Raw genomic sequence first — 21,504 nt, 5'->3', positions numbered from 1 at the left:
CCGCGACGGACGGCCGAACCAGTCCCTCGAGGCGAATTCAGCCTCTGGAGCGGACATCTGACGGACAGCCAGTTATGGTGGCCCGCATTCGCTCTCCGCACATCACCCCAGGGGGTAAGCCATGGCTCGCCGACTCCGCCCGGTGGGGCTGGACTTCGCCGAGGACGCGCCGATCCGCCTGGTCTTCACGGCCGAGATGAAGGCGCCGCCCGAGGCCGTCTACCGGGCCCTGGCCGAGGAGGTCGAGGGCTGGCCGCGGTGGTTCAGGGCGGTCACCCTGGCCCGGCCCACCCATGGCGGCGCGGGCCGCGAGATCAAGCTGCTGGGCGGGGTCCGCTTCCAGGAGACGATCATGGCGGCGGATCCCGAGCAGCGGTACGCCTACCGGGTCGACGAGACCAACGCCCCCGGAGTCCGCGCCCTGCTGGAGGAGTGGCGGCTGACGTCGGCCGGGTCGGGCACGCACGTCCGCTGGACCTTCGCCGCGGACGGGCCGACCCCCTTCCGGCTCGCCCTGACCGCCTTCCGCCCGGGCCTGGGCCACTCCTTCCGTACGGCGGTCCGTACGCTGGACGGGCGGCTGGCCGTACGGCGCCGGGCGGACCAATAGCCGAAGACGGCACCCTGCCGGACACGGCACCACGGGCCCGTACCGCCCGGACACGGCAGAGCGAGCCCCCGCGCGGCCGGGCACAGCGGAACGGGCCCCGCACGGCCGGGCCCGGTCCGACGGGCCCGGTCCGACGGGCCCGCGGCCGGGCCGTCAGAGGGCCGGGTGCTTCGCGGCCAGATCCCCGTAGCCGCCCGCCGACCACACCCGCGCCCGGAACTCCCGCAGGGTCATCGACCGGCCGAGCGAGAAGTGCACCGAGCCGCACCGGCCGCAGTACCAGCCGGCGGACCAGACACGGTCGGCCTCGTCCCGGCCGGGTTCGGTGCGCCGGCGCCACACCGCGGCGGTCCGGTTCAGGATGAGGATCAGCAGGAGGCCCAGGACCAGCGAGGTCCCCGAGATCCACCCCAGGAAGACGTAGGACGGGTCCGCCACGAAGCGGCCGTCGCCGTTGCCCGTCTCCACGAGCCGCCGAGCGCCGTCCCGGTCGAACCACTTCCCGGCGATGGCGCCCCAGATGAAGCTGCCGACCGCCGTCAGCATCAACGCCCCCGCCCAGCAGCCGGTGCTTTCGTCCGAGGGCTCGGGAGGGGCGGCGGCGAGGGCGCCCGCCAGTGCCGAGTTCTCCTCGCTGACCGTGACCTTCTTCTCGTCACCGGTACCGGTTTCCTCCCGGTGGGTGGCCTTCGCGGCGAGGTAGGCGGCCGGGACGCCCAGCACCTGGTCCGCCCGCCCGCAGCGCGGACAGACCGCCGGCCCGGTCCATGCCGTAGGCCCGCCGTCCTGGGCCTTCGCCGGGTGCGCCCCGCCGTCGTCACTGCCCGCCATGGCTTCCCCCGCTCCGGCGCGTTCACGAGTCGGCACAGCGTAGCCAGCCGACTCCGGTCCGGCCAGGGGCAGTTCACCCCGTACGACGGGAAGGCGGGTCAGGCCGCGGGCTCGCGCCAGACCCCGGTCGTCAGGAGCGTTTCGAGGGTGGCGGTGTACGGGGCGATGTCGAGCCCCTGCGCCGCCAGCCACTCGTCGGAGTAGTACTTGTCGAGGTAGCGGTCGCCCGGGTCGCACAGCAGGGTGACGACACTGCCCTTGCGGCCCGCCGCCGCCATCTCCGAGACGATCTTCAGGGCGCTCCACAGGCCGGTGCCGGTCGAGCCGCCCGCCTTGCGTCCGATGGCCTGTTCCAGCGCACGGCAGGCGGCGACGCTCGCCGCGTCCGGGACCTTCATCATCCGGTCGATGGCGCCCGGGACGAAGCTCGGCTCCATCCGCGGCCGGCCGATGCCCTCGATGCGCGACCCGCAGTCGCTGCTCGCGTGCGGGTCGTGCTGGGTCCAGCCGTCGAAGAAGCAGGAGTTCTCCGGGTCGGGGACGCACAGGCGGGTGTCGTGCTGCATGTAGTGCACGTAGCGCGCGATGGTCGCGGAGGTGCCGCCGGTACCGGCGGTCGCCACGATCCAGGAGGGTTCGGGGTAACGCTCCAGGCGCAGCTGCTGGTAAATCGATTCTGCGATGTTGTTGTTGCCGCGCCAGTCGGTGGCCCGCTCGGCATAGGTGAACTGGTCCATGTAGTGCCCGCCGGTGCGGGCCGCGAGCTCCGCCGACTCCTCGTACATCTTCATCGGGTCGTCCACGAAGTGGCATTCGCCGCCGTGGAATTCGATGAGGCGGCACTTCTCCGGGCTGGTCGTGCGCGGCATGACGGCGATGAACGGGACGCCGATCAGCTTGGCGAAGTACGCCTCGGAGACGGCGGTGGAACCGGACGAGGCCTCGATGACCGGGCGGCCGGGGCGGACCCAGCCGTTGCAGAGGGCGTAGAGGAAGAGCGAGCGGGCGAGGCGGTGCTTGAGGGAGCCAGTCGGGTGCGTGGACTCGTCCTTGAGGTAGAGGTCGATGCCCCAGGCCTCGGGGAGCGGGAAGCGCAGCAGGTGGGTGTCGGCGGAGCGGTTGGCGTCCGCCTGGACCTTGCGGACGGCTTCCTTCAGCCACGCGCGGTAGTCCGGGTCGCTGCGGTCTACGTCGAGGGTCGTGGCGGTGGCACCGGTCGTGGCGGTCGTGCGGGTCGTGCTCATGCGCCGTGCTCCTTCGTATGTTTCTTCGCCCCCTGCTTTCGAAATGTACCTCCCTCACCTGCACAAACAGTCACTTTGGGTTCCTATGCGAAACGCTTTCGATCGCGTTCGGTTGCACTGCGGCGCACCGTAGGTGACCCTGGTGGAGCATTACCGAGGGTGCAGCACCCGTAACACTCATGTCGGGGAGTCGCAGCCGTGAACAGTCATTCCCGCAGGCACTGCGTCGTCGAACTGCAGGCCTTGCCGTCGCGGATAGGCCAGATCCGCAGAATCGTTTCTGCGCAATTGCGCCACTGGCAGCTCGATCCGCTCATAGACCGGGCCGCGCTCGGTGTGACGGAACTGCTCAGCAACGTCCACCGCCACGCGCAGCCGGACAAGACCTGCACCGTGGAGATCGAGCTCCGCCTCGGGCGGCTCACGGTCTCGGTCTTCGACAGCGATCCCCGGCTCCCCGTGCTGCGCGAGACGCAGCCCGGTTCGCTGGAGACCTGCGGGCGAGGGCTCGCGCTCGTCGCAGCAGTCAGCGAGGCGTGGGGCGCACGGCACCAGGCCGACGGTCCGGGCAAGCTGGTCTGGTTCTCGCTCCGGGCCCAGCCCGCGCCCCCTGTGCCGCCGCACCCGGTGTCGAGCGGGTCCAAGCCCGTACGGGAACCCGCGCGGGCGGTGCTCGTCGCCGTGGAACCGGGTACCGCCGCGGCGGCCCTGCCGGTGGCCGCGACGATCGGCGCCAGGCCGGGATAGGCCGCTTCCTGCGGGGCCCCGCGGGAGCGGGCAGCGCCGCGGGAGCGGGCAGCTCCGCGGGAGCGGGCAGCTCCGCGGACCGGCCGTGACGGCCCGGCGCCCGCCGATGCGCGGGCCGGCGGGGGCCTCGCCCGCGGACACGGCCTCCCGCGGCACTACACCTGGGCTGCGGCGCCCAGGGCCCCCAGCGGGTCGTCGAGCACCGGCTGCCAGGCCAGCTCCGCCGCGCCGACCAGGCTGTTGTGGTCCAGGGTGCACGGCAGGATCGGTACGCCCCCGCTGCGCCCCCACAGGCTCCGGTCCGCGACCACCGCGCGCAGCCGTTCCGGATCGGCGTGCAGCAGCTCCCGGTGCAGACCGCCGAGGATGATCCGGTCCGGGTTCAGGATGTTCACCAGGCCCGCGAGGCCGAGCCCGAGACGGTCGATGAGCTCCTCGGCGGCCGCCCGTACCGCGGGCTGCGCGTACTCCTCGCGCAGCAGGTCGCGGGCCTGCTGGAGCAGCGACACCTCCGGGCCGGGCGTACGGCCCGCCGCGGTCAGGAAGGCCAGCGGGTCCGCCTCCACGTCCAGGCAGCCGCGGCTGCCGCAGTGGCAGGCGCGCCCCTCCGGGTTCACGGTGAGGTGGCCGACCTCCAGGGCCAGGCCCGAACTCCCGCTGTGCAGGCGGCCGTCCAGTACCAGCGCCCCGCCGACGCCGCGGTGCCCGGTGGCCACGCACAGCAGGTGCTGGGCGCTGCGGCCCGCCCCGTGCCGGTGCTCGGCCAGCGCCGCGAGGTTGACGTCGTTCCCGGTCAGGGCGGGGCCGTCGATCCCGGCCGCCTTGACGCACTCGGCGAAGATCGCCCGTACGGGAGACCCGGCCGGCCAGGCCAGGTGCAGCGGGTTCAGGGCCGTGCCGTCCGGTTCGGCGACGGCCGAGGGCACCGCGAGCCCCGCGCCGACACAGCGGCGGCCGGTCTGCTGGAGCAGCTCCGCACCCGCTTCCACCACCGCGCCGAGTACCTGCGCCGGGTCGGCGGAGACGGTGACCTTGCCCGGGGCGGTGGCGACGATCCGGCCGCCGAGACCGACCAGGGCGGCCCGGAAGCCGTCCGAGTGCACCTGCGCGGCCAGCGCCACCGGGCCGTTCTCGTCCACGGAGAGGCGGTGGGAGGGACGGCCCTGGGTGCCGCCGCCCGCGCCGCCGGGCCGGGAGTCGACACGGATCAGCCCGAGCGCCTCCAGTTCGGCGGCGACGGCCCCGGCCGTGGCGCGGGTGACTCCGAGCTCGGCCGTCAGGACCGCCCGGGTCGGGGCGCGGCCGGTGTGGACGAGCTCCAGCGCCGGGCCGAGCGCGCCGCGGCCCCGTTCCAGTTTGGTCCGCGCGGAAGCAGTGGACACCGTGGTCACATCCCCCACCCGCGGCGGGGCCCCGTTGCCGTTCATGAGCTCGATCCTCGCACGGCCGGAGGCCGCCGGGCGCCGCCGCTCAGCCGAGCCCGCCGACCCGGAGCGTGATGTTCAGCCGCCCGGTCAGCCCGAGCCCCTGGGGGGCCGTGCCCGGCAGGACCTTCGGCACCCCGTGGTAGGCCAGTCGGCTCGGACCTCCGAAGACGAAGAGATCACCGCTGCGCAGCTCGACGTCGCGGTACGGGCGGCCACGCGAGGCCGTGTTCCCGAAGCGGAAGACGCAGGTGTCGCCGAGGCTCAGTGAGACGACCGGCGCCCCGGACTTCTCGTCGGCGTCGCGGTGCATGCCCATCCGGGAGTCGCCGCCGTAGAAGTTGATCAGCGCGATGTCGTACGCCGCCGTGCCGGGCGCCGGGGGTTCTCCGTAGGCGGCGGCCACCCCCTCGCGCCCCAGTTCGGCGAGCCAGAGCGGCATCGGCTTGACCGGTGCGCCGTCGCCGTCCACGGCGGTGCGGGCGTAGCCGTACGGGTACCAGTGCAGCCCGAGGCACACCTGCCGGGCGGTCATCGCCCCGCCGCCGGGGGTGCGTACGGTGCGCAGGCCGGCCGGCGGGCGGGCCCAGACGCGGCAGGCCGCCAGCAACTCCCGCTGCCGGTCGGCCCCGAGCCAGCCGGGCACGTGCACGGCGCCGGGGGCGATCCCGGTCCGCTCGCGCGGAAAGAGTTCCCCGTCCATCTCTCCATTGTCGCGGGCCGGCTGGCAGACTCGCCGCATGGAGATCAGCGACTATCTGAAGACCTTGGAGCGGGAAGGCGGGCTGCTCGCGGAGCTGGCCGAACAGGCCGGACCGGACGCCCTGGTTCCCACCTGTCCGCAGTGGCGGATCGCCGACCTGCTGCGGCACACCGGTTCGGTGCACCGCTGGGCCGCCGCGTACGTCGGGGAGGCGCGGCTGGAGCCGGGGCCGTTCCCCGACGCGCCGGAGCTGACCGGTACGGAGCTGTTCGCGTGGTTCCGTGAGGGCCACGCCGAGCTGGTGCGCACGCTGGCCGGGGCCCAGGCCGATGTGCAGTGCTGGACCTTCCTCCCGACGGCCCCGCCCTCGCCGCTGGCCTTCTGGGCGCGGCGCCAGGCCCACGAGACCGCCGTGCACCGGATGGACGCGGAGTCGGCGCTGGGGGTGCTGTACGGGCCGGTGGAGCCCGGGTTCGCGGAGGACGGGGTGGACGAGCTGCTGACGGGGTTCCACGCCCGGCCGCGCAGCCTCGTGCGGACCCCGGAGCCCCGGGTGCTGCGGGTCCGGGCCGCCGACACCGGCGCGGTGTGGACCGTACACCTGTCGCCGGAACCCGCCCGTACGGTACGGGGCGACGCGGACCCGGCGGACTGCGAAGTGACCGCCGAGGCGGCCTGGCTCTACGCGGCCCTGTGGAACCGGCTCCCGCTCACGGGCCCGGCGGTGACCGGCGACCTGGCGCTGGCCCGGCTGTGGAGCGAGACGGCGGGGATCTGACGGCGGGGGGTGCCTGGATTCCGCTACCGCGCAGTTCATCGAGGCTGTCGGGGAGTGCTCCGAGATCGACCATGCGGTCCGTTCGACGCTGCTTCCGCGCGCGGTGCAGCTCGATGCGTTCCGCACCGGGCTGCACTCGGACGCAAAAGCTGTGTGCTGCATCGCGGCAAGGGTGGTCCGCACACGCGCAAAGTGTGCCGAGGCGCACTACCGCGTGCTGACCGAGCCGTTCGCAGCCGCCGGCGTCGACACCCCTGCTCACCCGGCAACCCCACCGTCCTGATCACCGGTCGCCGTCCCCGCCGGCGGGGTCAGTGCCAGTTCTCGGCCGTGTGGACGAACCAGAGTGCCGCCCGTCCCTCGTTCCGGGAGGCCTCGGCCGCCAGCTCGAACGCGGCAGCGCGGTCGTAGGCATCCTCAGGGCTCGCCGTCGGACCAGACGGGGTCTTGACCAGATATCCGCATACGCTGCGCAGCCACGTGGCGTGCGACGACGCCAGCTCGCGAAGCGTTGCGGCGTGGGGCGACGCCGTGCGCGCCGGCGTCTCCGGCGGATCGACGGGCGGGGCGCCGTGGAGCCCCGGCCATTCGCGCGCCACCTCACCGTGACGGAAGACAGCCACCTTCTGCGCATGCCGAAGGATCATGTAGCCCATCGGGATCCATTCCGCCAGATGCCCGTCGTACCTCTTCGCCGGGTCGGCGAACGCATAGGTGGATCGATGGCCGCCGAAGATCACGTACTGCGGCCCGGCCAGCTCGCTGTCGAACGGGTCGATGCGGTCCGCCTCGACCGGCGGGTACCAGTAGTGCTCCATACCCACGATGGTGTCACGCCCCCGTCGTACGCTTCCGGCATGAGCGTCTCCCTCTACTACAGCGCGCACCGCACGACACCGCTGACCGGGGCCGAGTCGGCCTGCGTCGCGCGCGTCGTCGCCGCCCACATGGCGTCGTTTCCGTACGAAGACGAGGAAATGCCTGTACGTGTACGACCGGCGTGCGGCCGGGCCGGAGGAGATCGTCGCCGGGTCCACCAAGATGCCACTCGATTCCGGTCGTCTGATGCCGGTGATCGCCCATGTGCTGGATTCCGTGACGGAGTTGCGCCGGGCCATGCCGGATGCCGAGTGGCGCGTGCACATGGACGACCTCGACGTCCCGTGGGACGAGGCCGAGGGGTACGCCCTGCCCGGGATGCGCGACGCGGACCTGATCGCGGAGCTCGCGGCGGTCTACGACGGTGACGGGGCAGCGGGATGAGGGAGGAGCAGCGCGCGGGGAAGGCCGCGGACGCCGTGGCGCCCACGCCGGATCAGTGGCGCCTCATCGAGTTCGGCGAGGCGCTGTACCGCCGCATCGCTGCGGACGCCGAGATCGGTCACGTACTGCTGCCCGAGGACGGTGCGGTGGCTGTCGTGCACCGCGTGCGGGGCGGTGGGACGATCCTCGTGGCGGCCGACCGGTCGGTGCTCTTCTTTGGCTCGGCGCTCGACATCAGTGCCGCCCTGATCGAGTTCCGGGCCGGCCGGCGCACGCCTGTCGAGCGGTTCCGGTAGCGGGAGACGAACCGGTCCGGGCCGGGGGCGCCCCCGGGTGCCGCCATCGGCGGGCCCTCGGTAAGGTCGGCCGTCTCAGCGATCACGGGGGTAGTCGATGTCCTTTTCCACGGCCCGGAGCGCGGCGGTCCTCGCCGTCGCCCTGGCGGCGTTCACGGTGTCCTGCGACGCGGAGCCGGCCGCGCCGCCTGCCACGTCCGCCTCCTCCGCCTCCTCGGTCTCGGCCGGATCCGCGCCGTCGTCCTCGCCGTCGCCCTCGGGTGCCCTGCCCGATCCCGAGAACCTGCCGCCCGAGAAGGTCCGGGACGCGTTCGCAGGGCTCCAGGCGACGCTGGACGATGCATGCACCCCGGGCAACTGCGCGTACTTCCTGGGGCGGGTCCACGACGAACTCCACCGCCTGGACCGCGCCATGAAGGCCGACCCCAAGGGGCCCGGCCACTTCCCGGAGCCGATCGGCCTGATCGCCGAGCTCGACGGGAAACTCGGCGGCGACCGCTCCTTCGAGAACCTGAAGAAGCACCAGACCGCACTGATCGGCACCCGCGACAAGATCAACACCTGGATGCAGGGCCACCCCGACGACTACCGCTGACCGGACCCGGTCGGGCGTCCTCTCAGCCGAGGGTGGCGGCGTACGTGGTCTGCGGGTGGTACTTCCAGGCCGGGGCCGTGTTCCAGGGGTTGGGCATGGCCGCGCCGGTCGCGTAGGCGTAGCCCGCCCCGCGGTCGAAGGCGGTGCGCAGGGTCGTCCGCATCGCCTCGTCGTCGGGGACCCCGTGGACCAGGTGCCAGAACGCCGTGCCGCTCGGGTCTAGTTCGGTTCCGGCGCGGTATCCGGTGAGGTGGTCGAAGACGTTGCCGCCCAGCCAGCCTCCGGAGACGTAGGCCGCGTAGGTGTCCTCGTAGGTGACGAAGACGTCGGCGGTCCGGCGGCCCGGTTCCAGGTAGCAGTCGGCGATGGCGGTGCCCGGGTTGTTGACGACCAGGTCGGGGGCGGCGGGGTCGGTGGCGTGCATGGTGTCCTGGACGTAGCGGCGCAGGTCCGCGTAGAGGTCTCGGGTGGCGTTGCCGGGGCCGCAGTCGCGGCTGACCACGTCGAAGAAGATGCCGTCGACGTGGAGCCGGCCGTCGGGGGTCTTGAGGTAGTTGTCGACGGAGGCCCTGACGGCGGCCGGGTCGCGGTTGCCGTGGTCGGTGTGGACGTAGCCGAGGACCTTGGTCTTCTCGCCGGTGGTAGTGGTGCCGCCGCGCAGGGCGTCGGCGCGGGCCTGCCAGGGGGCGTCGAACGGGGAGTCGCCGTTGCCGGGGTTGAGGACGACGACCGAGGCGGCCGGACCGGTCGCCGTGAGGTCGCTCAGCACGCGGTCGTTCGCCCAGACGTAGGCGGGGACGCCGATCTCCAGCCCTCGCACACCGGGTATCCGGGGGGTGGGGGGCGCGGTGGGGGCCGGGGCGGGGGCTATGGGCTCGGCCGGGGCCGTCGGCCGTGCGGAGCGTGGGGCGTCGGCGGCCCGCGCCGGGCCCTCGGAACGCGCCGACGCCGTGAGGGCGGGCGCCGGCGCGGCCAGTAAGGCGGTGACCAGGACGGCGTACAGGGCCTTCACGGCGCGGCGCATGAACGTTCCTTCGGCGGCGGCAGGGGGGCGACCCGAGGAACATTAGACGGGCGGCCGTTCGTTCAAGTCAGAACCGCTCGCATTGATATGAAGAACAGTCGTCCGCACTGTCCCCCGCCCGGGCGTGCGGTGCTCGGCCCGGGCGTGTGGCCCTCGGCCCGGGCGTGCGATCCTCCGTCAAGACCGGGCGCGCGCCGACGTCATACGGCGGGCAGCCCGACGGCGTGGGCCAACTGCCCGACGGCGTGCGTGAAGAAGGCCGGGCGGTCCTCGACGACCCGGTCGAACTGGCCGAACAGTTCGAAGGAGACGAGGCCGACCAGCTGCGCCCAGGCGGCAACCAGCGCGGCCGTGACCTCCGGGGGCAGGCCTTCGGCGAAATCGGCGGTCATCCGGGCCGCTTCCGGGCGCAGGGCGGCGGGCAGGGGCGGCAGGGCCAGGCCGCGGCCCTCGTAGGCGGCGCGGAGGACGGCGATGAGGGCGTTGCCGACCCGGGAGGCGGGGCCGACGGTGTCCATGGGTGCGCTGTAGCCGGGAACGGGGGAACCGTAGATGAGGGCGTACTCGTGCGGGTGCTCCAGCGCCCAGTCGCGGACGGCCTCGCAGACCGCGATCCAGCGGGCACGGGGCTGGGCCCCGGCGGCGAGGGCGCGGGCGTCGGCCTGCTCGGCGGCCGCGCCGACGCTGTCGTACGCGTCGATGATGAGCGCGGTGAGCAGCTCGTCACGGCTGGGGAAGTAGCGGTAGAGGGCGGAGGAGACCATGCCCAGTTCGCGGGCGACGGCACGCAGGGAGAGTTTGGCGGCCCCCTCGGCCGCGAGCCTGCGGCGTGCCTCGTCCTTGATCGCGGCGGTGACCTCGATGCGGGCCCGCTCCCTGGCCCCTCGCACGGTGTTCATGCGCGTCAGTGTGCCACGCCTACGGAGCACTGCCCAAGAAACGGATCGCCGCTCTATTACGAGAGCACTGCTCTTGTTTTGGTGCATCGATCCGCGCACACTGTTCTCAAGCGAGAGCAGTGCTCTCTCAGACTCTCGGGAAACCGGCAGATTCTCGGGAAACCAGCTTCGGAGGCCACCATGAACGCGCCCACCCCGTACTACGTCCAGGCCAGCCCCTTCGGCGTCCGCTTCAACGCGCTCCTGGGGAAGCTGGCCCGGCTCGGCATCAGCCTGGCCGGCACGGCCGAGCTGTCGGTCCGCGGCCGCAAGTCCGGCGAGATGCAGCGGATCCCGGTCAACCCCCACTCGTACGAGGGATCCCAGTACCTCGTCTCGGCCCGCGGCCACTCCCAGTGGGTCCGCAACATGCGCATCGCGGGCGGCGGTGAGCTGCGTGTGGGACGCAAGGTGCGCCCCTTCTCCGCCGTCGAGGTCACCGACCCGGTGCAGCAGGCCGCCATCCTGCGCGCCTACCTGGAGAAGTGGGGCTGGGAGGTCAACCGGTTCTTCCAGGGGGTCACGGCGAAGTCCTCCGACGCGGAGCTCCGGGCGGCCGCCGCCGACCACCCCGTCTTCCGGATCACGGTGGACCGGTGACCCGCCCCGGCCTCACGCCGGGACGGGCTCCGTCCGCCCGTTCCTCGTCCACCCCGGCCGCTTCGTCCGCCCCACCCCACATCCGACGCGTCCGAGGCGTCCGAGGTGTCCGCCGGCTCTCCCGTCCGACGCGTCCGCCCCGTCCACGCTCTCAGGCCTCGCGGCGTCCGCCCCGTCCACGCTCTCAGACCTCGCGGCGTCCGCCCCGTCCGCGCTCTCAGACCTCGCGGCGCCCGGACCGGCCCGCCTGCCGGGCGTCCAGCACGTGCAGCGCCTTGCGGGCCAGCGGATACGTACGCACCAGGTCGGCCAGCGTCGCCCCGCCGCGGGTGATCTGCGCGAAGGCCAGCCACGCCGGACGCAGGCCGGTGATCGCCGCGTGCAGCATCCCCGGCCTGCTCTCGAAGACCGTCAGCATGCGCTTGCCCACGGCCATCTCCACCCCCAGCCCCGACTTGACGGCGAAGGCGTAGTTGAGCGCCTGGCGGCGCGCGTCCACCGCGTCCTGCGCCTCGGAGATCTTCACGGCCCACTCCCCCGCGAGCCGCCCGGAGCGCAGCGCGAAGGAGATGCCCTCGCGCGTCCACGGCTCCAGCAGTCCCGCCGCGTCGCCCGCGACGAGTACCCGGCCGCGCGAGAGCGGGGAATCGGGCTTGCGGCAGCGGGTCAGGTGCCCGGAGGAGACCGACGGTTCGAAGCCGGCGAGGCCGAGCCGGGCGATGAAGTCGTCCAGGTAGCGCTTGGTCGCCGCGCCCTCGCCCTTCGCCGAGATGACGCCGACGGTCAGGGTATCGCCCTTGGGGAAGACCCAGCCGTAACTGCCGGGCAGCGGGCCCCAGTCGATGAGCACCCGCCCCTTCCAGTCCTCCGAGACCGTCGCCGGAACCGGGATTTCCGCCTCCAGTCCGAGGTCCACCTGGTCCATCTGGACGCCGACGTGCGCGCCGATCCGGCTGGCGCTGCCGTCCGCGCCGACCACCGCGCGGGCCAGGACGGTCTCCCCGTCGGCGAGCACCACGGCGACGGTGCGCCGGTCGGGCACGGCCGCTCCGTGCTGCTCGACCCGGGCCACGGCCGTGCCGGTGCGCACGATAGCGCCGGCCTTCTCGGCCTCGGCGACCAGCCCGGCGTCGAATTCCGCCCGGTTGATGAGCCCGAAGAGCATCTGCTTCGAGCGCCTGGTCCGGGTCAGCCTGCCGTTCAGCGAGAAGCTGACCGCGTGGATGCGGTCCTTCAGGGGCAGCGCGAAGCCCGGCGGCAGGGCGTCGCGCGAGGGGCCGATGATGCCGCCGCCGCAGGTCTTGTAGCGGGGCAGTGCGGCCTTCTCCAGCAGCAGTACGCGCCGCCCCGCCGTCGCCGCCGCGTGGGCGGCCGAGGCACCGGCCGGCCCGGCCCCGACCACGACCACGTCCCACACCTCGCCGGTCCCCCCGGCCGTCCCGTCGCCCGCACCCTGCTCGGCCCCCGCTGCGCCTTCGCCTGCACCTGCGCCCGCGCCTGCACCTGCGTCGCGTCCGTCGTCGTCGCTGCTCACGATGTGCTGCTGCTCCTGATCACCCGTTGCTCCGATGCCGGGGAAATCCTACGCGCGAGTCCGCCTCGTCCTGCTGTGCGAGGATCGGGGCTGACTTCGCCGTACCCGGCATACGCGCACCACGCGGATGCGGGCGGCGTACACATACGACAACGTCGCACCCAAGAGGAGCGTGCCCATGTCCCAGAATCCGATCGCCGAGACCATCGCCTCGTTGATGCCCCGCGCCAAGCGGGAGCTGACCGAGCTGGTGGCCTTCCAGTCGGTCGCAGACTGGGCACAGTTCCCCAAGAGCGAGAGCGAAGCCGCGGCGAACTGGGTGGCCGACGCTCTGCGCGTCGAGGGATTCCAGGACGTGGCGCTGCTCGACACCCCCGACGGCACCCAGTCGGTGTACGGCTTCCTGCCCGGCCCGCAGGGCGCGCCGACCGTGCTGCTCTACGCGCACTACGACGTGCAGCCGCCGCTGGACGATACCGCCTGGATCTCCCCCGCGTTCGAGCTGACGGAGCGCGACGGCCGCTGGTACGGGCGCGGTTCGGCCGACTGCAAGGGCGGGTTCATCATGCACCTGCTGGCGTTGCGCGCGCTGAAGGCCAACGGCGGTGTGCCGGTGAGCGTGAAGGTGATCGTCGAGGGCTCCGAGGAGCAGGGCACCGGAGGTCTCCAGCAGTACGCGGAGGCGCACCCCGAGCTGCTGGCCGCCGACACCATCGTGATCGGCGACGCGGGCAACTTCCGTCTGGGCCTGCCGACGGTGACGGCCAGCCTGCGCGGGATGGCCCTGCTCAAGGTGAGGATCGACACGCTGGGCGGCAACCTCCACAACGGCTTGTTCGGCGGCGTCGCCCCCGACGCGCTGGCCGCGCTGATCCGCGTACTGGACTCGCTGCGCGCGGCGGACGGTTCGACGACGGTCGACGGGCTGGCCTCGGACGCGGTGTGGGAGGGCCTCCAGTACCCGGAGGCCGACTTCCGCGCCGACGCGCGGGTGCTGGAGGGGGTCGAGCTGATCGGCGAGGGCACGGTCGCGGACCGGCTGTGGGCCCGCCCGGCGGTGACCGTGCTGGGCATCGACTGCCCGCCGGTGATAGGGGCCACCCCGTCCGTGCACGCGAGCGCCGGCGCGCTGATCAGCCTGCGGGTGCCGCCGGGCGTGGACACCCTGGAGGCCATCAAGCTGCTGGAGGCGCACCTGGTGGCACACACCCCGTGGAAGGCGCGGCTGGAGCTCGAAGTCGTGGGCCGCGGCCAGCCCTTCCAGGCGGACACGGCCAGCCCGGCGTACGCGTCGATGGCGGCGGCCATGCAGGTGGCGTACCCCGGTCAGGAGATGCAGATCAGCGGCATGGGCGGATCGATCCCGCTGTGCAACACGCTGACGTCGCTGTACCCGGAGGCGGAGATTCTGCTCATCGGGCTCAGCGAGCCGGAGGCGCAGATCCACGCGGTGAACGAGAGCGTGTCCCCGGAGGAGCTGGAGCGCCTGTCGGTGGTGGAGGCGGTCTTCCTCGTCAACTACGCGGAGTCCAAGCGCGGCTGACCACCCGCCGCCGACCGCCTGCTGCGGTCGTGTGTACGCCCAGGGCGCAGTGCGCTCTGGGCGTACCGCGCTCCCGGCGAAGTCCCGTGCACCAGGTGTCCGGCCGTGCGTAGGTTCGCCGCATGGATCTTGTCGAAGTACTCCCGAACCGGCTCCACATGCTCCGCTTCCCCATCGGCCAGGCCTATCTCTGGCAGGACGGCGAAGCCCTCACCCTGATCGACGCGGGCAACGCCGAGTCCGCCTCCGAGATCGAGGGGGCGATACGTTTCCTCGGGCTGGAGCCCGAGAGGCTGGAGCGGATCGTCCTGACGCACTGCCACGGCGACCACATCGGCGCGGCCGGTGAGCTCGCCGCCCGCTGGGGCGCGCGCGTACTGGCCCACCGGCTGGACGCGCCCGTGATCCGTGGCGAGCGGCCCGTGCCCGAACCGGTGCTGCTGGACTGGGAGGTCCCGCTGTACCAGCACGCCCTGACGGTGGTCCCCGAGGCCCCGCCCACCCCGGTCGACCAGGAGGTGGAGGACGGGGAGGCGCTGGGCTTCGGGGACGGGGCGTACGTGGTGCACGCCCCGGGCCACACCGACGGCAGCATCGGCGTCCACCTCCCGCACCACGGCGTGCTGTTCACCGGGGACTGCGTCGCCGCCGTCGGCCCGCTGATGCTGGGCGTCTTCAACGTGGACCGGGCCGGGGCGGTGGACTCCTTCCGGCGGCTGGCGGCGCTGGCGCCCGCCGTCGCCTGCTTCGGCCACGGCGACCCCCTGACGGCGGACACGGCCGCCGCGCTCGCGAAGGTCGCGGCGGACACCGCTCCCTGAGCCCGTGCTTCAGCCGACCGGGCTGCCCGCCTCCAGGTACAGGGGCCGGCCGCGCTCGCGGGCGCGCAGGGCCCAGCGCAGGCGTTCGTAGCGGTGGCGCGGGAGGAGGGTGGCGGCCTCGGCCTCCGTGACGAAGCGCCAGGCGCGCAGTTCGGGGCCGGGGAGCCGGAGCCGGGCCGCCGCCGTGTCCGGGAGGCGGCCGCCGTCGAAGAGCAGGCGCAGTCCCCCGTAGCCGGGCGGCTGCGGGGCTTCCCAGTCGACCACGAGCAGGTCGGGGGTCCGGTCCAGTACGAGGCCCAGTTCCTCCGCGACCTCCCGTACGCCGGCCCGCGCGGGTGCCTCGCCCGCTTCGACGACCCCGCCCGGGAACTCCCAGTCCGGCTTGTACGTCGGATCCACCAGGAGCACCCGGTCCTGCTCGTCGAAGAGGAGGACCCCGGCTGCCACCGTCTCCCGCGTCGGTTCCGGGGTCTGCACGATGTCGCAGACCCCGGCCTGCTCGGTGCGGACGGCTTCGGCGATCCGCTCCGCCGTCTCGCGCACGGTCAGCGCGCCGTTGTCGATGGCGTGTGCGTCGGCGGTGAGCCAGCCGAGGGCCTGCTGGTAGGCCGGGATGTGGTCGTAGGCCCACTGGCGCACCCGGAGGTCCACGTCCTCGGGAGCGCCCGGTTCCTCCCGTGTCGCGATCCGCTGCCGCAGGATCGTTTCCGCCGGGGTCAGCAGCACGTGCCGCACGGCTATCCGACGGGCCGCCAGCCCGCCGAAGATCTCGTCCCGGTACTCCTGCCTGAGCAGGGTCATCGGCACGACGAGCACCCCGCCGACCTCGGCGAGCAGCGCCGCGGCGGTGTCCACCACCAGACGCCGCCAACTCGGCAGGTCCTGGTAGTCGCTGACCTCCGCGAGCCGTTTGCGCGGAAGCAGTCCGCGCAGCGCGTCACCGATGAGCTCCGGGTCGAACAGGGTGCTGTCCGGAATGAGTCCGATCAGTTCGCGGGCCGTGCTGGTCTTCCCGGCGCCGAATGTGCCGTTGATCCAGAGAATCACGTCTACCCCTCTCCCCATGGCTCGTCCGGAGCCCCCAATGGCTTGCCCGCCCCACCCTGCCACGGAAACCCAACTATCAGCCGAGTGCTTATCCTCAAGGTCAGAGCCGTGTCACGTTATCTCCGGAGGTTTCCCCGCCGTGCCTCACAGCCGCCGCCCGTCCGAGCACCGCTACGGCAACCGGCCGACCATGAAGGACGTGGCGGCCCGGGCCGGTGTGGGCCTGAAGACGGTGTCGCGGGTGGTCAACGGCGAGCCGGGGGTCACTCCCGACACGGAGAAGCGGGTCCAGGAGGCCATCGAGGCCCTCGGGTTCCGCCGCAACGACAGCGCCCGCGTGCTGCGCAAGGGCCGTACCGCCACCGTGGGCCTGGTCCTTGAGGATCTCGCCGACCCCTTCTACGGTCCGCTGAACCGGGCGGTCGAGGAGGTGGCGCGGGCGCACGGGGCGCTGCTCATCAACGGCTCCAGTGCCGAGGACCCGGACCGGGAGCGGGAGTTGGCGCTGGCGCTGTGCGCGCGCCGGGTGGACGGGCTGATCGTGATCCCGGCCGGGGACGACCACCGTTACCTGGAGCCGGAGATGAGGGCGGGCGTGGCCACGGTGTTCGTGGACCGCCCGGCCGGCCGGATCGAGGCCGACGTGGTGCTGTCGGACAGTTTCGGCGGCGCCCGTGACGGGGTCGCCCACCTGATCGCCGGCGGCCACCGCCGGATCGGCTTCATCGGCGACCACCCCCGCATCCACACGGCGACGGAGCGGCTGCGCGGCTACCGCGCGGCGATGGCGGACGCGGGCCTGCCGGTGGCCGGATCCTGGGTGTCCCTCGGCTCGACGGACCCCGGGCGGGTCTCGGCGGCGGCCGTGGAGATGCTGTCGGGCCCGGAGCCGGTCACGGCGGTCTTCGCCGGCAACAACCGGGTGACGGTCACGGTCGTACGGGTGCTGGCCGCGCGGGAGCGCCCGGTGGCCCTGGTCGGCTTCGACGACTTCGAGCTGGCGGACCTGCTGCGTCCGGGGGTCACGGTGGTCGCCCAGGACGCGGCGGCGCTGGGCCGGGTGGCCACGGACCGGCTCTTCCAGCGGCTCGCGGGGGCCGACCTCCCGCCGGCGCGGATCGAACTCCCGACGCGACTGATCCCGCGCGGCTCGGGGGAGTTCCCGCCCGCGGGCTGATCGCGCGGTCTCCCCGGACACGGCCCACCCCGGCCGTCCGCTGCGCCAGACGGCCCACCCTCGGGTGCGCGCACGCCGCCCTTCTCACAGGCTGAATCCCGTCCCTCCGGTGCGCGTCCCACGCACGGCCGGGGGCGGCACGGGCCCCACATCACGCGGGGCCCGCCAGTCCGAGAAAGGGATCCCCCATGTTCAAGCCGGTGCTTCTCACCGGATCGGCGACGGTCCTGCTGGTCACCGCGTTCGCACCGCCGGCCGGAGCCGCCGCTCCGGCGCCCGCGCCCCCCGGACAGATCACGGTGGACGTCGCCACCGTCAACGGCTCCGGCTGCCGCCCCGGCAGCGCGGCGGTCGCCGTCTCACCGGACAACACGGCCTTCACGGTGACCTACAGCGAGTACATCGCGCAGGCCGGCGGCAACGTGGCCACGGTCGAGGGCCGCAAGAACTGCCAGCTGTCCCTGGTCGTGAACGTCCCGCAGGGCTACACGTACGCGGTCAGCCAGGTCGACTACCGGGGCTTCGGCAACCTGCAGGAGGGCGCCGTCGGCACGCAGAAGGCCAGCTACTACTTCCAGGGCATGAGCCAGACCGCCTACCGGACGCACCGGTTCCAGGGGGCGCTCGACGACAACTGGCAGGCGACCGACACCACGGGGATCGAGGCCCTGGTCTTCGCGCCCTGCGGGGAGAAGCGGAACTTCAACATCAACACCGAGCTGCGCGCGGAGGTCGGGACCTCCGACGCCACGAAGACCAGCCTCATGGCGCTCGACTCGACGGACGGCAGCTTCAGCAGCCTGTACCACTTCGCCTGGAAGGAATGCCCGGTCCGCTGAGCCGGGCGCGCCGGACCGCCGGCCGCTGTACGACCGTAGGGCGTACGCCCCGCCGCGTGGCGGGGCGTACGCCCTACGGGTGCTACGGGTGCTACGGGTGCGAGAACGCGCGGGGCCGGGCCCCGGCGGGTTACGCGGTGGCCGTCAGCGTGGCCGAGCGGCGCGGGATCGCGAAGGCGTCCAGCTCGGCGCGGGTCAGGCCGGTCAGGGCGGTGACCTCCTCGGCGCCGACCGCGCCGCAGTCCAGGCCGCGGACCAGGTAGCCGGCCAGCGCCTTGGCGGTGGCCGGCTCGTCCATCACGTCGCCCTCGATCTTGGCGACGTACGCCTTCAGGCGCGCGGCGGCCGTCTCGAGGCCCTCGCGGTAGAAGACGAAGACGGCCGCGTAGCGGGTCGGCAGGTGCGCCGGGTGCATGTCCCAGCCCTGGTAGTACGCACGGGCCAGGGCGCGCCGGGTGAGGCCGTAGTGGAGCTTCCAGGCCTCGTGGACGTGCTCGGTGGTGCCGATGGGCAGGACGTTCGTGGAGCCGTCGGAGACGCGCACGCCGGTCCCGGCGGCCGCAACCTGCATGATCGCCTTGGCGTGGTCGGCGGCGGGGTGGTCGCTCGACTGGTAGGCGGCAGAGACGCCGACGCAGGCGCTGTAGTCGAAGGTCCCGTAGTGCAGGCCGGTGGCGCGGCCCTTCGAGGCCTCGATCATGCGGGCGACGGTGGCGGTGCCGTCGGAGGCGACGATGGACTGGCTGGTCTCGATCTGGATCTCGAAGCCGATCCGGCCGGGGCGCAGGCCCCGGGCGGTCTCGAAGGCTTCCAGCAGCTTCACGAAGGCGGTGACCTGCTCGGCGTAGGTGACCTTCGGCAGGGTGAGGACGAGGCCCTCGGGCAGGCCGCCGTTCGCCAGCAGGCCGGAGAGGAAGATGTCGGTGGTGCGGATGCCGCGGTCGCGGACGTTGGACTCCATGCACTTCATGCGGATGCCCATGTACGGGGCGTTCGTGCCGTTGGAGAACGCCTCCGATACGAGGCGGGCGGCGCGGGCCGCGGCCTGGTCCTCCTCCTCGTCGGAGCGGACGCCGAAGCCGTCCTCGAAGTCGACGCGGAGGTCCTCGATGGGCTCGCTGGCCAGCTTGGCGCGGACACGGTCGTAGACCGGTACGGCCAGCTCGTCGGAGATGCCGAGCACCTTGGCGAAGGTGGCGGCGTCCGGGGCGTGCTCGTCGAGGGCCGCGAGGGCCTGGTCGCCCCAGGAGCGGATGGTGTCGGCGGCGAAGACGTCACCGGGCACGTAGACCGTGTGGATGGGCTGACGGGTGCCGGGGTCGCCCGGGTAGTGGCGCGCGAGTTCCGCGTCCACCGGCGCCAGGGAAGCGCTGATGCCCTCGCTGACCGCGCCTGCGAGGCTCGTCGCCACCTTTTCCTGCTGACCCATCGTGCACTCTCCTCTTTTCCGCTTCACGGAATCTTAGATCCGCATAGCAGAATTTAGTCATGGGTCATTGTCTAGTCAATGGTTGCAGGAAACAGCCCGGGGCCGCGTGGTGAGTGTCACCACGCGGCCCCGGGCCTCAGTATCTGCGCAGGTCAGGGACTAGCCCTTGCGCGCCTTGATCTCCTCGGTCAGCTGCGGGACGACCGCGAAGAGGTCGCCGACCACGCCGTAGTCGACCAGGTCGAAGATCGGGGCCTCGGCGTCCTTGTTGACGGCCACGATGGTCTTCGAGGTCTGCATGCCGGCCCGGTGCTGGATGGCGCCCGAGATGCCCGAGGCGATGTACAGCTGCGGGGAGACCGACTTGCCGGTCTGGCCGACCTGGTTGGAGTGCGGGTACCAGCCGGCGTCGACGGCGGCACGGGAGGCGCCGACGGCGGCACCGAGGGAGTCCGCGAGGTCCTCGATGATGTGGAAGTTCTCGGCACCGTTGACGCCGCGGCCGCCGGAGACCACGATCGCGGCCTCGGTCAGCTCGGGGCGGCCGGTCGACTCGCGCGGGGTGCGGGAGACGACCTTGGTGCCGGTCGCCAGGGCGCCGAAGGTGACGGCGAGGGCCTCGACGGCACCCGCGGCCGGGGCGGCCTCCACCGGGGCCGAGTTCGGCTTGACGGTGATGACCGGGGTGCCCTTGGAGACACGGGACTTGGTGGTGAAGGAGGCGGCGAAGGCGGCCTGCGTCGCGACCGGGCCCTCGTCACCCGCCTCGATGTCGGTGGCGTCGGTGATGATGCCGGAGCCGATGCGCAGCGCCAGGCGGGCGGCGATCTCCTTGCCCTCGGCGGAGGACGGGACGAGCACGGCGGCGAGGGAGCCACCGGCGGACACGGCCTCGTAGGCGGCCTGGAGTGCGTCCACCTTCGGTACGACGAGGTACTCGGTGAACTCGGGGGCGTCGGCGGTGAGGACCTTGACCGCGCCGTGCTCGGCGAGGACCGCGGCGGTGTCGGCCGCGCCGGCGCCCAGGGCGACGGCGACGGGCTCGCCGATGCGGCGGGCCAGCGTCAGCAGCTCGAGGGTGGGCTTGCGGACGGCGCCGTCCACGTGGTCGACGTAGACGAGAACTTCAGCCATGGGACTGCTCTCCTGCGATTGCGAAGTGTCTGGGGGCTAAGAGGGGAACCGAAGTTCTTAGATGAACTTCTGGCTGGCCAGGAACTCGGCCAGCGCCTTGCCGCCCTCGCCCTCGTCCTTGACGATCGTGCCGGCGGTGCGGGCCGGGCGCTGCGCCGCGGAGTCGACCGCGGTCCAGGAGCCTTCCAGGCCGACCTCGTCGGACTCGATCTCCAGCTCCTCCAGGTCCCAGGACTGAACCGGCTTCTTCTTGGCGGCCATGATGCCCTTGAAGGACGGGTAGCGGGCCTCGCCCGACTGGTCCGTCACCGAGACGAGCGCGGGGAGGGAGGCCTCGAGCCGCTCGCTCGCGGTGTCGCCGTCGCGGCGGCCGGTCACGGTGCCGTCCTCGACCTTGACCTCGGAGAGCAGGGTGACCTGCGGGACGCCCAGGCGCTCGGCCAGGATCGCCGGGAGCACGCCCATGGTGCCGTCGGTCGAGGCCATGCCGGTGATGACCAGGTCGTAGCCGGCCTTCTCGATCGCCTTGGCGAGCACCAGCGAGGTGCCCATGACGTCGGTGCCGTGCAGGTCGTCGTCCTCGACGTGGATGGCCTTGTCGGCGCCCATCGACAGCGCCTTGCGCAGCGCGTCCTTGGCGTCCTCGGGGCCCACCGTCAGGACGGTGATCTCCGCGTCGTCGGCCTCATCGGCAATCTGCAGCGCCTGCTCGACGGCGTACTCGTCGAGCTCCGACAGCAGGCCGTCGACGTCGTCACGGTTGACGGTCAAGTCCTCGGTGAACTGCCGGTCGCCGGTGGCGTCGGGCACGTACTTCACACAGACAACGATCCTCAGGCTCACGCCGGCTCTCCTACCGCATCGTCATTTCTGGTACCGCCTTGTGCAGGCAGCATAGGCGCCTTGTCGGGCGGATCCCGGTCGGGG

General features: G+C 72.7%; 23 protein-coding genes. 11 read left to right on the top strand and 12 right to left on the bottom strand.

Annotated elements, in window-relative coordinates:
* The first annotated feature begins 121 nt into the window (after window positions 1-121).
* The gene (locus OG447_RS21280) at window positions 122-610 is read left to right on the top strand and encodes an SRPBCC family protein (RefSeq protein WP_266938429.1); all 489 of its coding nucleotides are present in this window, start codon (window positions 122-124) and stop codon (window positions 608-610) included.
* 153 nt (window positions 611-763) lie between these two features.
* On the opposite strand, the gene OG447_RS21275 is transcribed toward OG447_RS21280, so the two are convergent.
* On the bottom strand, window positions 764-1,441 hold the full coding sequence (locus tag OG447_RS21275) for a hypothetical protein (protein ID WP_266938428.1): 678 nt from the start codon (window positions 1,439-1,441) through the stop codon (window positions 764-766).
* Window positions 1,442-1,539: 98 nt separating this feature from the next.
* A complete protein-coding gene (locus OG447_RS21270; RefSeq protein WP_266938427.1) occupies window positions 1,540-2,685 on the bottom strand; it encodes a PLP-dependent cysteine synthase family protein in 1,146 nt (381 codons plus the stop codon).
* A 198-nt stretch (window positions 2,686-2,883) separates the two neighbouring features.
* Between OG447_RS21270 and OG447_RS21265 the strand changes: the two genes are divergently transcribed.
* The gene (locus tag OG447_RS21265) at window positions 2,884-3,432 is read left to right on the top strand and encodes an ATP-binding protein (RefSeq protein ID WP_266938426.1); all 549 of its coding nucleotides are present in this window, start codon (window positions 2,884-2,886) and stop codon (window positions 3,430-3,432) included.
* Window positions 3,433-3,587: 155 nt separating this feature from the next.
* Here OG447_RS21265 and OG447_RS21260 read toward each other — a convergent pair whose 3' ends face one another.
* Entirely contained in the window at window positions 3,588-4,859 is a 1,272-nt protein-coding gene (locus OG447_RS21260) for an ROK family protein (RefSeq protein WP_266938425.1), read from the bottom strand.
* Between the two features lie 43 nt (window positions 4,860-4,902).
* Complete coding sequence (locus tag OG447_RS21255; RefSeq protein WP_266938424.1) at window positions 4,903-5,559, bottom strand: alpha-ketoglutarate-dependent dioxygenase AlkB; 657 nt, start codon at window positions 5,557-5,559, stop codon at window positions 4,903-4,905.
* A gap of 37 nt (window positions 5,560-5,596) precedes the next feature.
* Here OG447_RS21255 and OG447_RS21250 point away from each other — a divergent pair, with 37 nt between their 5' ends.
* Window positions 5,597-6,337, top strand: coding sequence for a maleylpyruvate isomerase family mycothiol-dependent enzyme (locus OG447_RS21250; protein WP_266938423.1), 741 nt, complete (start codon window positions 5,597-5,599; stop codon window positions 6,335-6,337).
* A 311-nt stretch (window positions 6,338-6,648) separates the two neighbouring features.
* Here the strand turns inward: OG447_RS21250 and OG447_RS21245 are convergent, their stop codons facing one another.
* Window positions 6,649-7,155, bottom strand: coding sequence for a hypothetical protein (locus OG447_RS21245; RefSeq protein ID WP_266938422.1), 507 nt, complete (start codon window positions 7,153-7,155; stop codon window positions 6,649-6,651).
* A 169-nt stretch (window positions 7,156-7,324) separates the two neighbouring features.
* On the opposite strand from OG447_RS21245, the gene OG447_RS21240 reads away from it, so the two are divergent.
* The 3 genes from OG447_RS21240 (at window position 7,325) to OG447_RS21230 (ending at window position 8,491) form a co-directional block, all read left to right on the top strand.
* Window positions 7,325-7,600 (top strand): hypothetical protein, encoded by a 276-nt coding sequence (locus OG447_RS21240; protein ID WP_266938421.1) that lies wholly within the window; start codon window positions 7,325-7,327, stop codon window positions 7,598-7,600.
* Window positions 7,597-7,896 (top strand): hypothetical protein, encoded by a 300-nt coding sequence (locus tag OG447_RS21235; RefSeq protein ID WP_266938420.1) that lies wholly within the window; start codon window positions 7,597-7,599, stop codon window positions 7,894-7,896. Before OG447_RS21240 ends, OG447_RS21235 begins: the two co-directional genes overlap by 4 nt.
* A gap of 97 nt (window positions 7,897-7,993) precedes the next feature.
* A complete protein-coding gene (locus OG447_RS21230; protein ID WP_266938419.1) occupies window positions 7,994-8,491 on the top strand; it encodes a hypothetical protein in 498 nt (165 codons plus the stop codon).
* A 22-nt stretch (window positions 8,492-8,513) separates the two neighbouring features.
* On the opposite strand, the gene OG447_RS21225 is transcribed toward OG447_RS21230, so the two are convergent.
* Both OG447_RS21225 and OG447_RS21220 read right to left on the bottom strand, forming a co-directional pair.
* On the bottom strand, window positions 8,514-9,515 hold the full coding sequence (locus OG447_RS21225) for a spherulation-specific family 4 protein (RefSeq protein WP_266938418.1): 1,002 nt from the start codon (window positions 9,513-9,515) through the stop codon (window positions 8,514-8,516).
* Between the two features lie 200 nt (window positions 9,516-9,715).
* Entirely contained in the window at window positions 9,716-10,414 is a 699-nt protein-coding gene (locus tag OG447_RS21220) for a TetR/AcrR family transcriptional regulator (protein ID WP_266938417.1), read from the bottom strand.
* A 180-nt stretch (window positions 10,415-10,594) separates the two neighbouring features.
* Here OG447_RS21220 and OG447_RS21215 point away from each other — a divergent pair, with 180 nt between their 5' ends.
* Window positions 10,595-11,053, top strand: coding sequence for a nitroreductase/quinone reductase family protein (locus tag OG447_RS21215; protein WP_266938416.1), 459 nt, complete (start codon window positions 10,595-10,597; stop codon window positions 11,051-11,053).
* A 217-nt stretch (window positions 11,054-11,270) separates the two neighbouring features.
* Here the strand turns inward: OG447_RS21215 and OG447_RS21210 are convergent, their stop codons facing one another.
* The gene (locus OG447_RS21210) at window positions 11,271-12,470 is read right to left on the bottom strand and encodes a geranylgeranyl reductase family protein (protein WP_266938968.1); all 1,200 of its coding nucleotides are present in this window, start codon (window positions 12,468-12,470) and stop codon (window positions 11,271-11,273) included.
* A 295-nt stretch (window positions 12,471-12,765) separates the two neighbouring features.
* On the opposite strand from OG447_RS21210, the gene OG447_RS21205 reads away from it, so the two are divergent.
* Together OG447_RS21205 and OG447_RS21200 are read left to right on the top strand one after the other, a co-directional pair.
* Window positions 12,766-14,130 (top strand): dipeptidase, encoded by a 1,365-nt coding sequence (locus OG447_RS21205; protein ID WP_266938415.1) that lies wholly within the window; start codon window positions 12,766-12,768, stop codon window positions 14,128-14,130.
* Between the two features lie 122 nt (window positions 14,131-14,252).
* A complete protein-coding gene (locus OG447_RS21200) occupies window positions 14,253-14,951 on the top strand; it encodes an MBL fold metallo-hydrolase (protein ID WP_266938413.1) in 699 nt (232 codons plus the stop codon).
* A gap of 9 nt (window positions 14,952-14,960) precedes the next feature.
* Here OG447_RS21200 and OG447_RS21195 read toward each other — a convergent pair whose 3' ends face one another.
* Window positions 14,961-15,998 (bottom strand): NUDIX hydrolase, encoded by a 1,038-nt coding sequence (locus OG447_RS21195; protein WP_266938412.1) that lies wholly within the window; start codon window positions 15,996-15,998, stop codon window positions 14,961-14,963.
* Window positions 15,999-16,188: 190 nt separating this feature from the next.
* Here OG447_RS21195 and OG447_RS21190 point away from each other — a divergent pair, with 190 nt between their 5' ends.
* Together OG447_RS21190 and OG447_RS21185 are read left to right on the top strand one after the other, a co-directional pair.
* Window positions 16,189-17,175 carry a LacI family DNA-binding transcriptional regulator gene (locus OG447_RS21190; protein ID WP_266938967.1) on the top strand — a complete coding sequence of 329 codons (987 nt, stop codon included), beginning with the start codon at window positions 16,189-16,191 and terminating at the stop codon, window positions 17,173-17,175.
* A 188-nt stretch (window positions 17,176-17,363) separates the two neighbouring features.
* Complete coding sequence (locus OG447_RS21185; protein ID WP_266938411.1) at window positions 17,364-18,014, top strand: DUF4360 domain-containing protein; 651 nt, start codon at window positions 17,364-17,366, stop codon at window positions 18,012-18,014.
* A gap of 130 nt (window positions 18,015-18,144) precedes the next feature.
* Here OG447_RS21185 and OG447_RS21180 read toward each other — a convergent pair whose 3' ends face one another.
* The 3 genes from OG447_RS21180 to OG447_RS21170 form a co-directional block, all read right to left on the bottom strand.
* A complete protein-coding gene (locus tag OG447_RS21180; RefSeq protein WP_266938410.1) occupies window positions 18,145-19,443 on the bottom strand; it encodes an aldolase/citrate lyase family protein in 1,299 nt (432 codons plus the stop codon).
* Between the two features lie 159 nt (window positions 19,444-19,602).
* On the bottom strand, window positions 19,603-20,577 hold the full coding sequence (locus OG447_RS21175; protein WP_266938409.1) for an electron transfer flavoprotein subunit alpha/FixB family protein: 975 nt from the start codon (window positions 20,575-20,577) through the stop codon (window positions 19,603-19,605).
* A gap of 57 nt (window positions 20,578-20,634) precedes the next feature.
* On the bottom strand, window positions 20,635-21,420 hold the full coding sequence (locus OG447_RS21170) for an electron transfer flavoprotein subunit beta/FixA family protein (protein WP_266938408.1): 786 nt from the start codon (window positions 21,418-21,420) through the stop codon (window positions 20,635-20,637).
* Window positions 21,421-21,504: the final 84 nt, after the last annotated feature.

Source organism: Streptomyces sp. NBC_01408, assembly GCF_026340255.1.
GTDB lineage: Bacteria > Actinomycetota > Actinomycetes > Streptomycetales > Streptomycetaceae > Streptomyces.
Note: the sequence above shows the minus strand (reverse complement) of the source record. Positions and strands in the feature narration are given on the sequence as shown.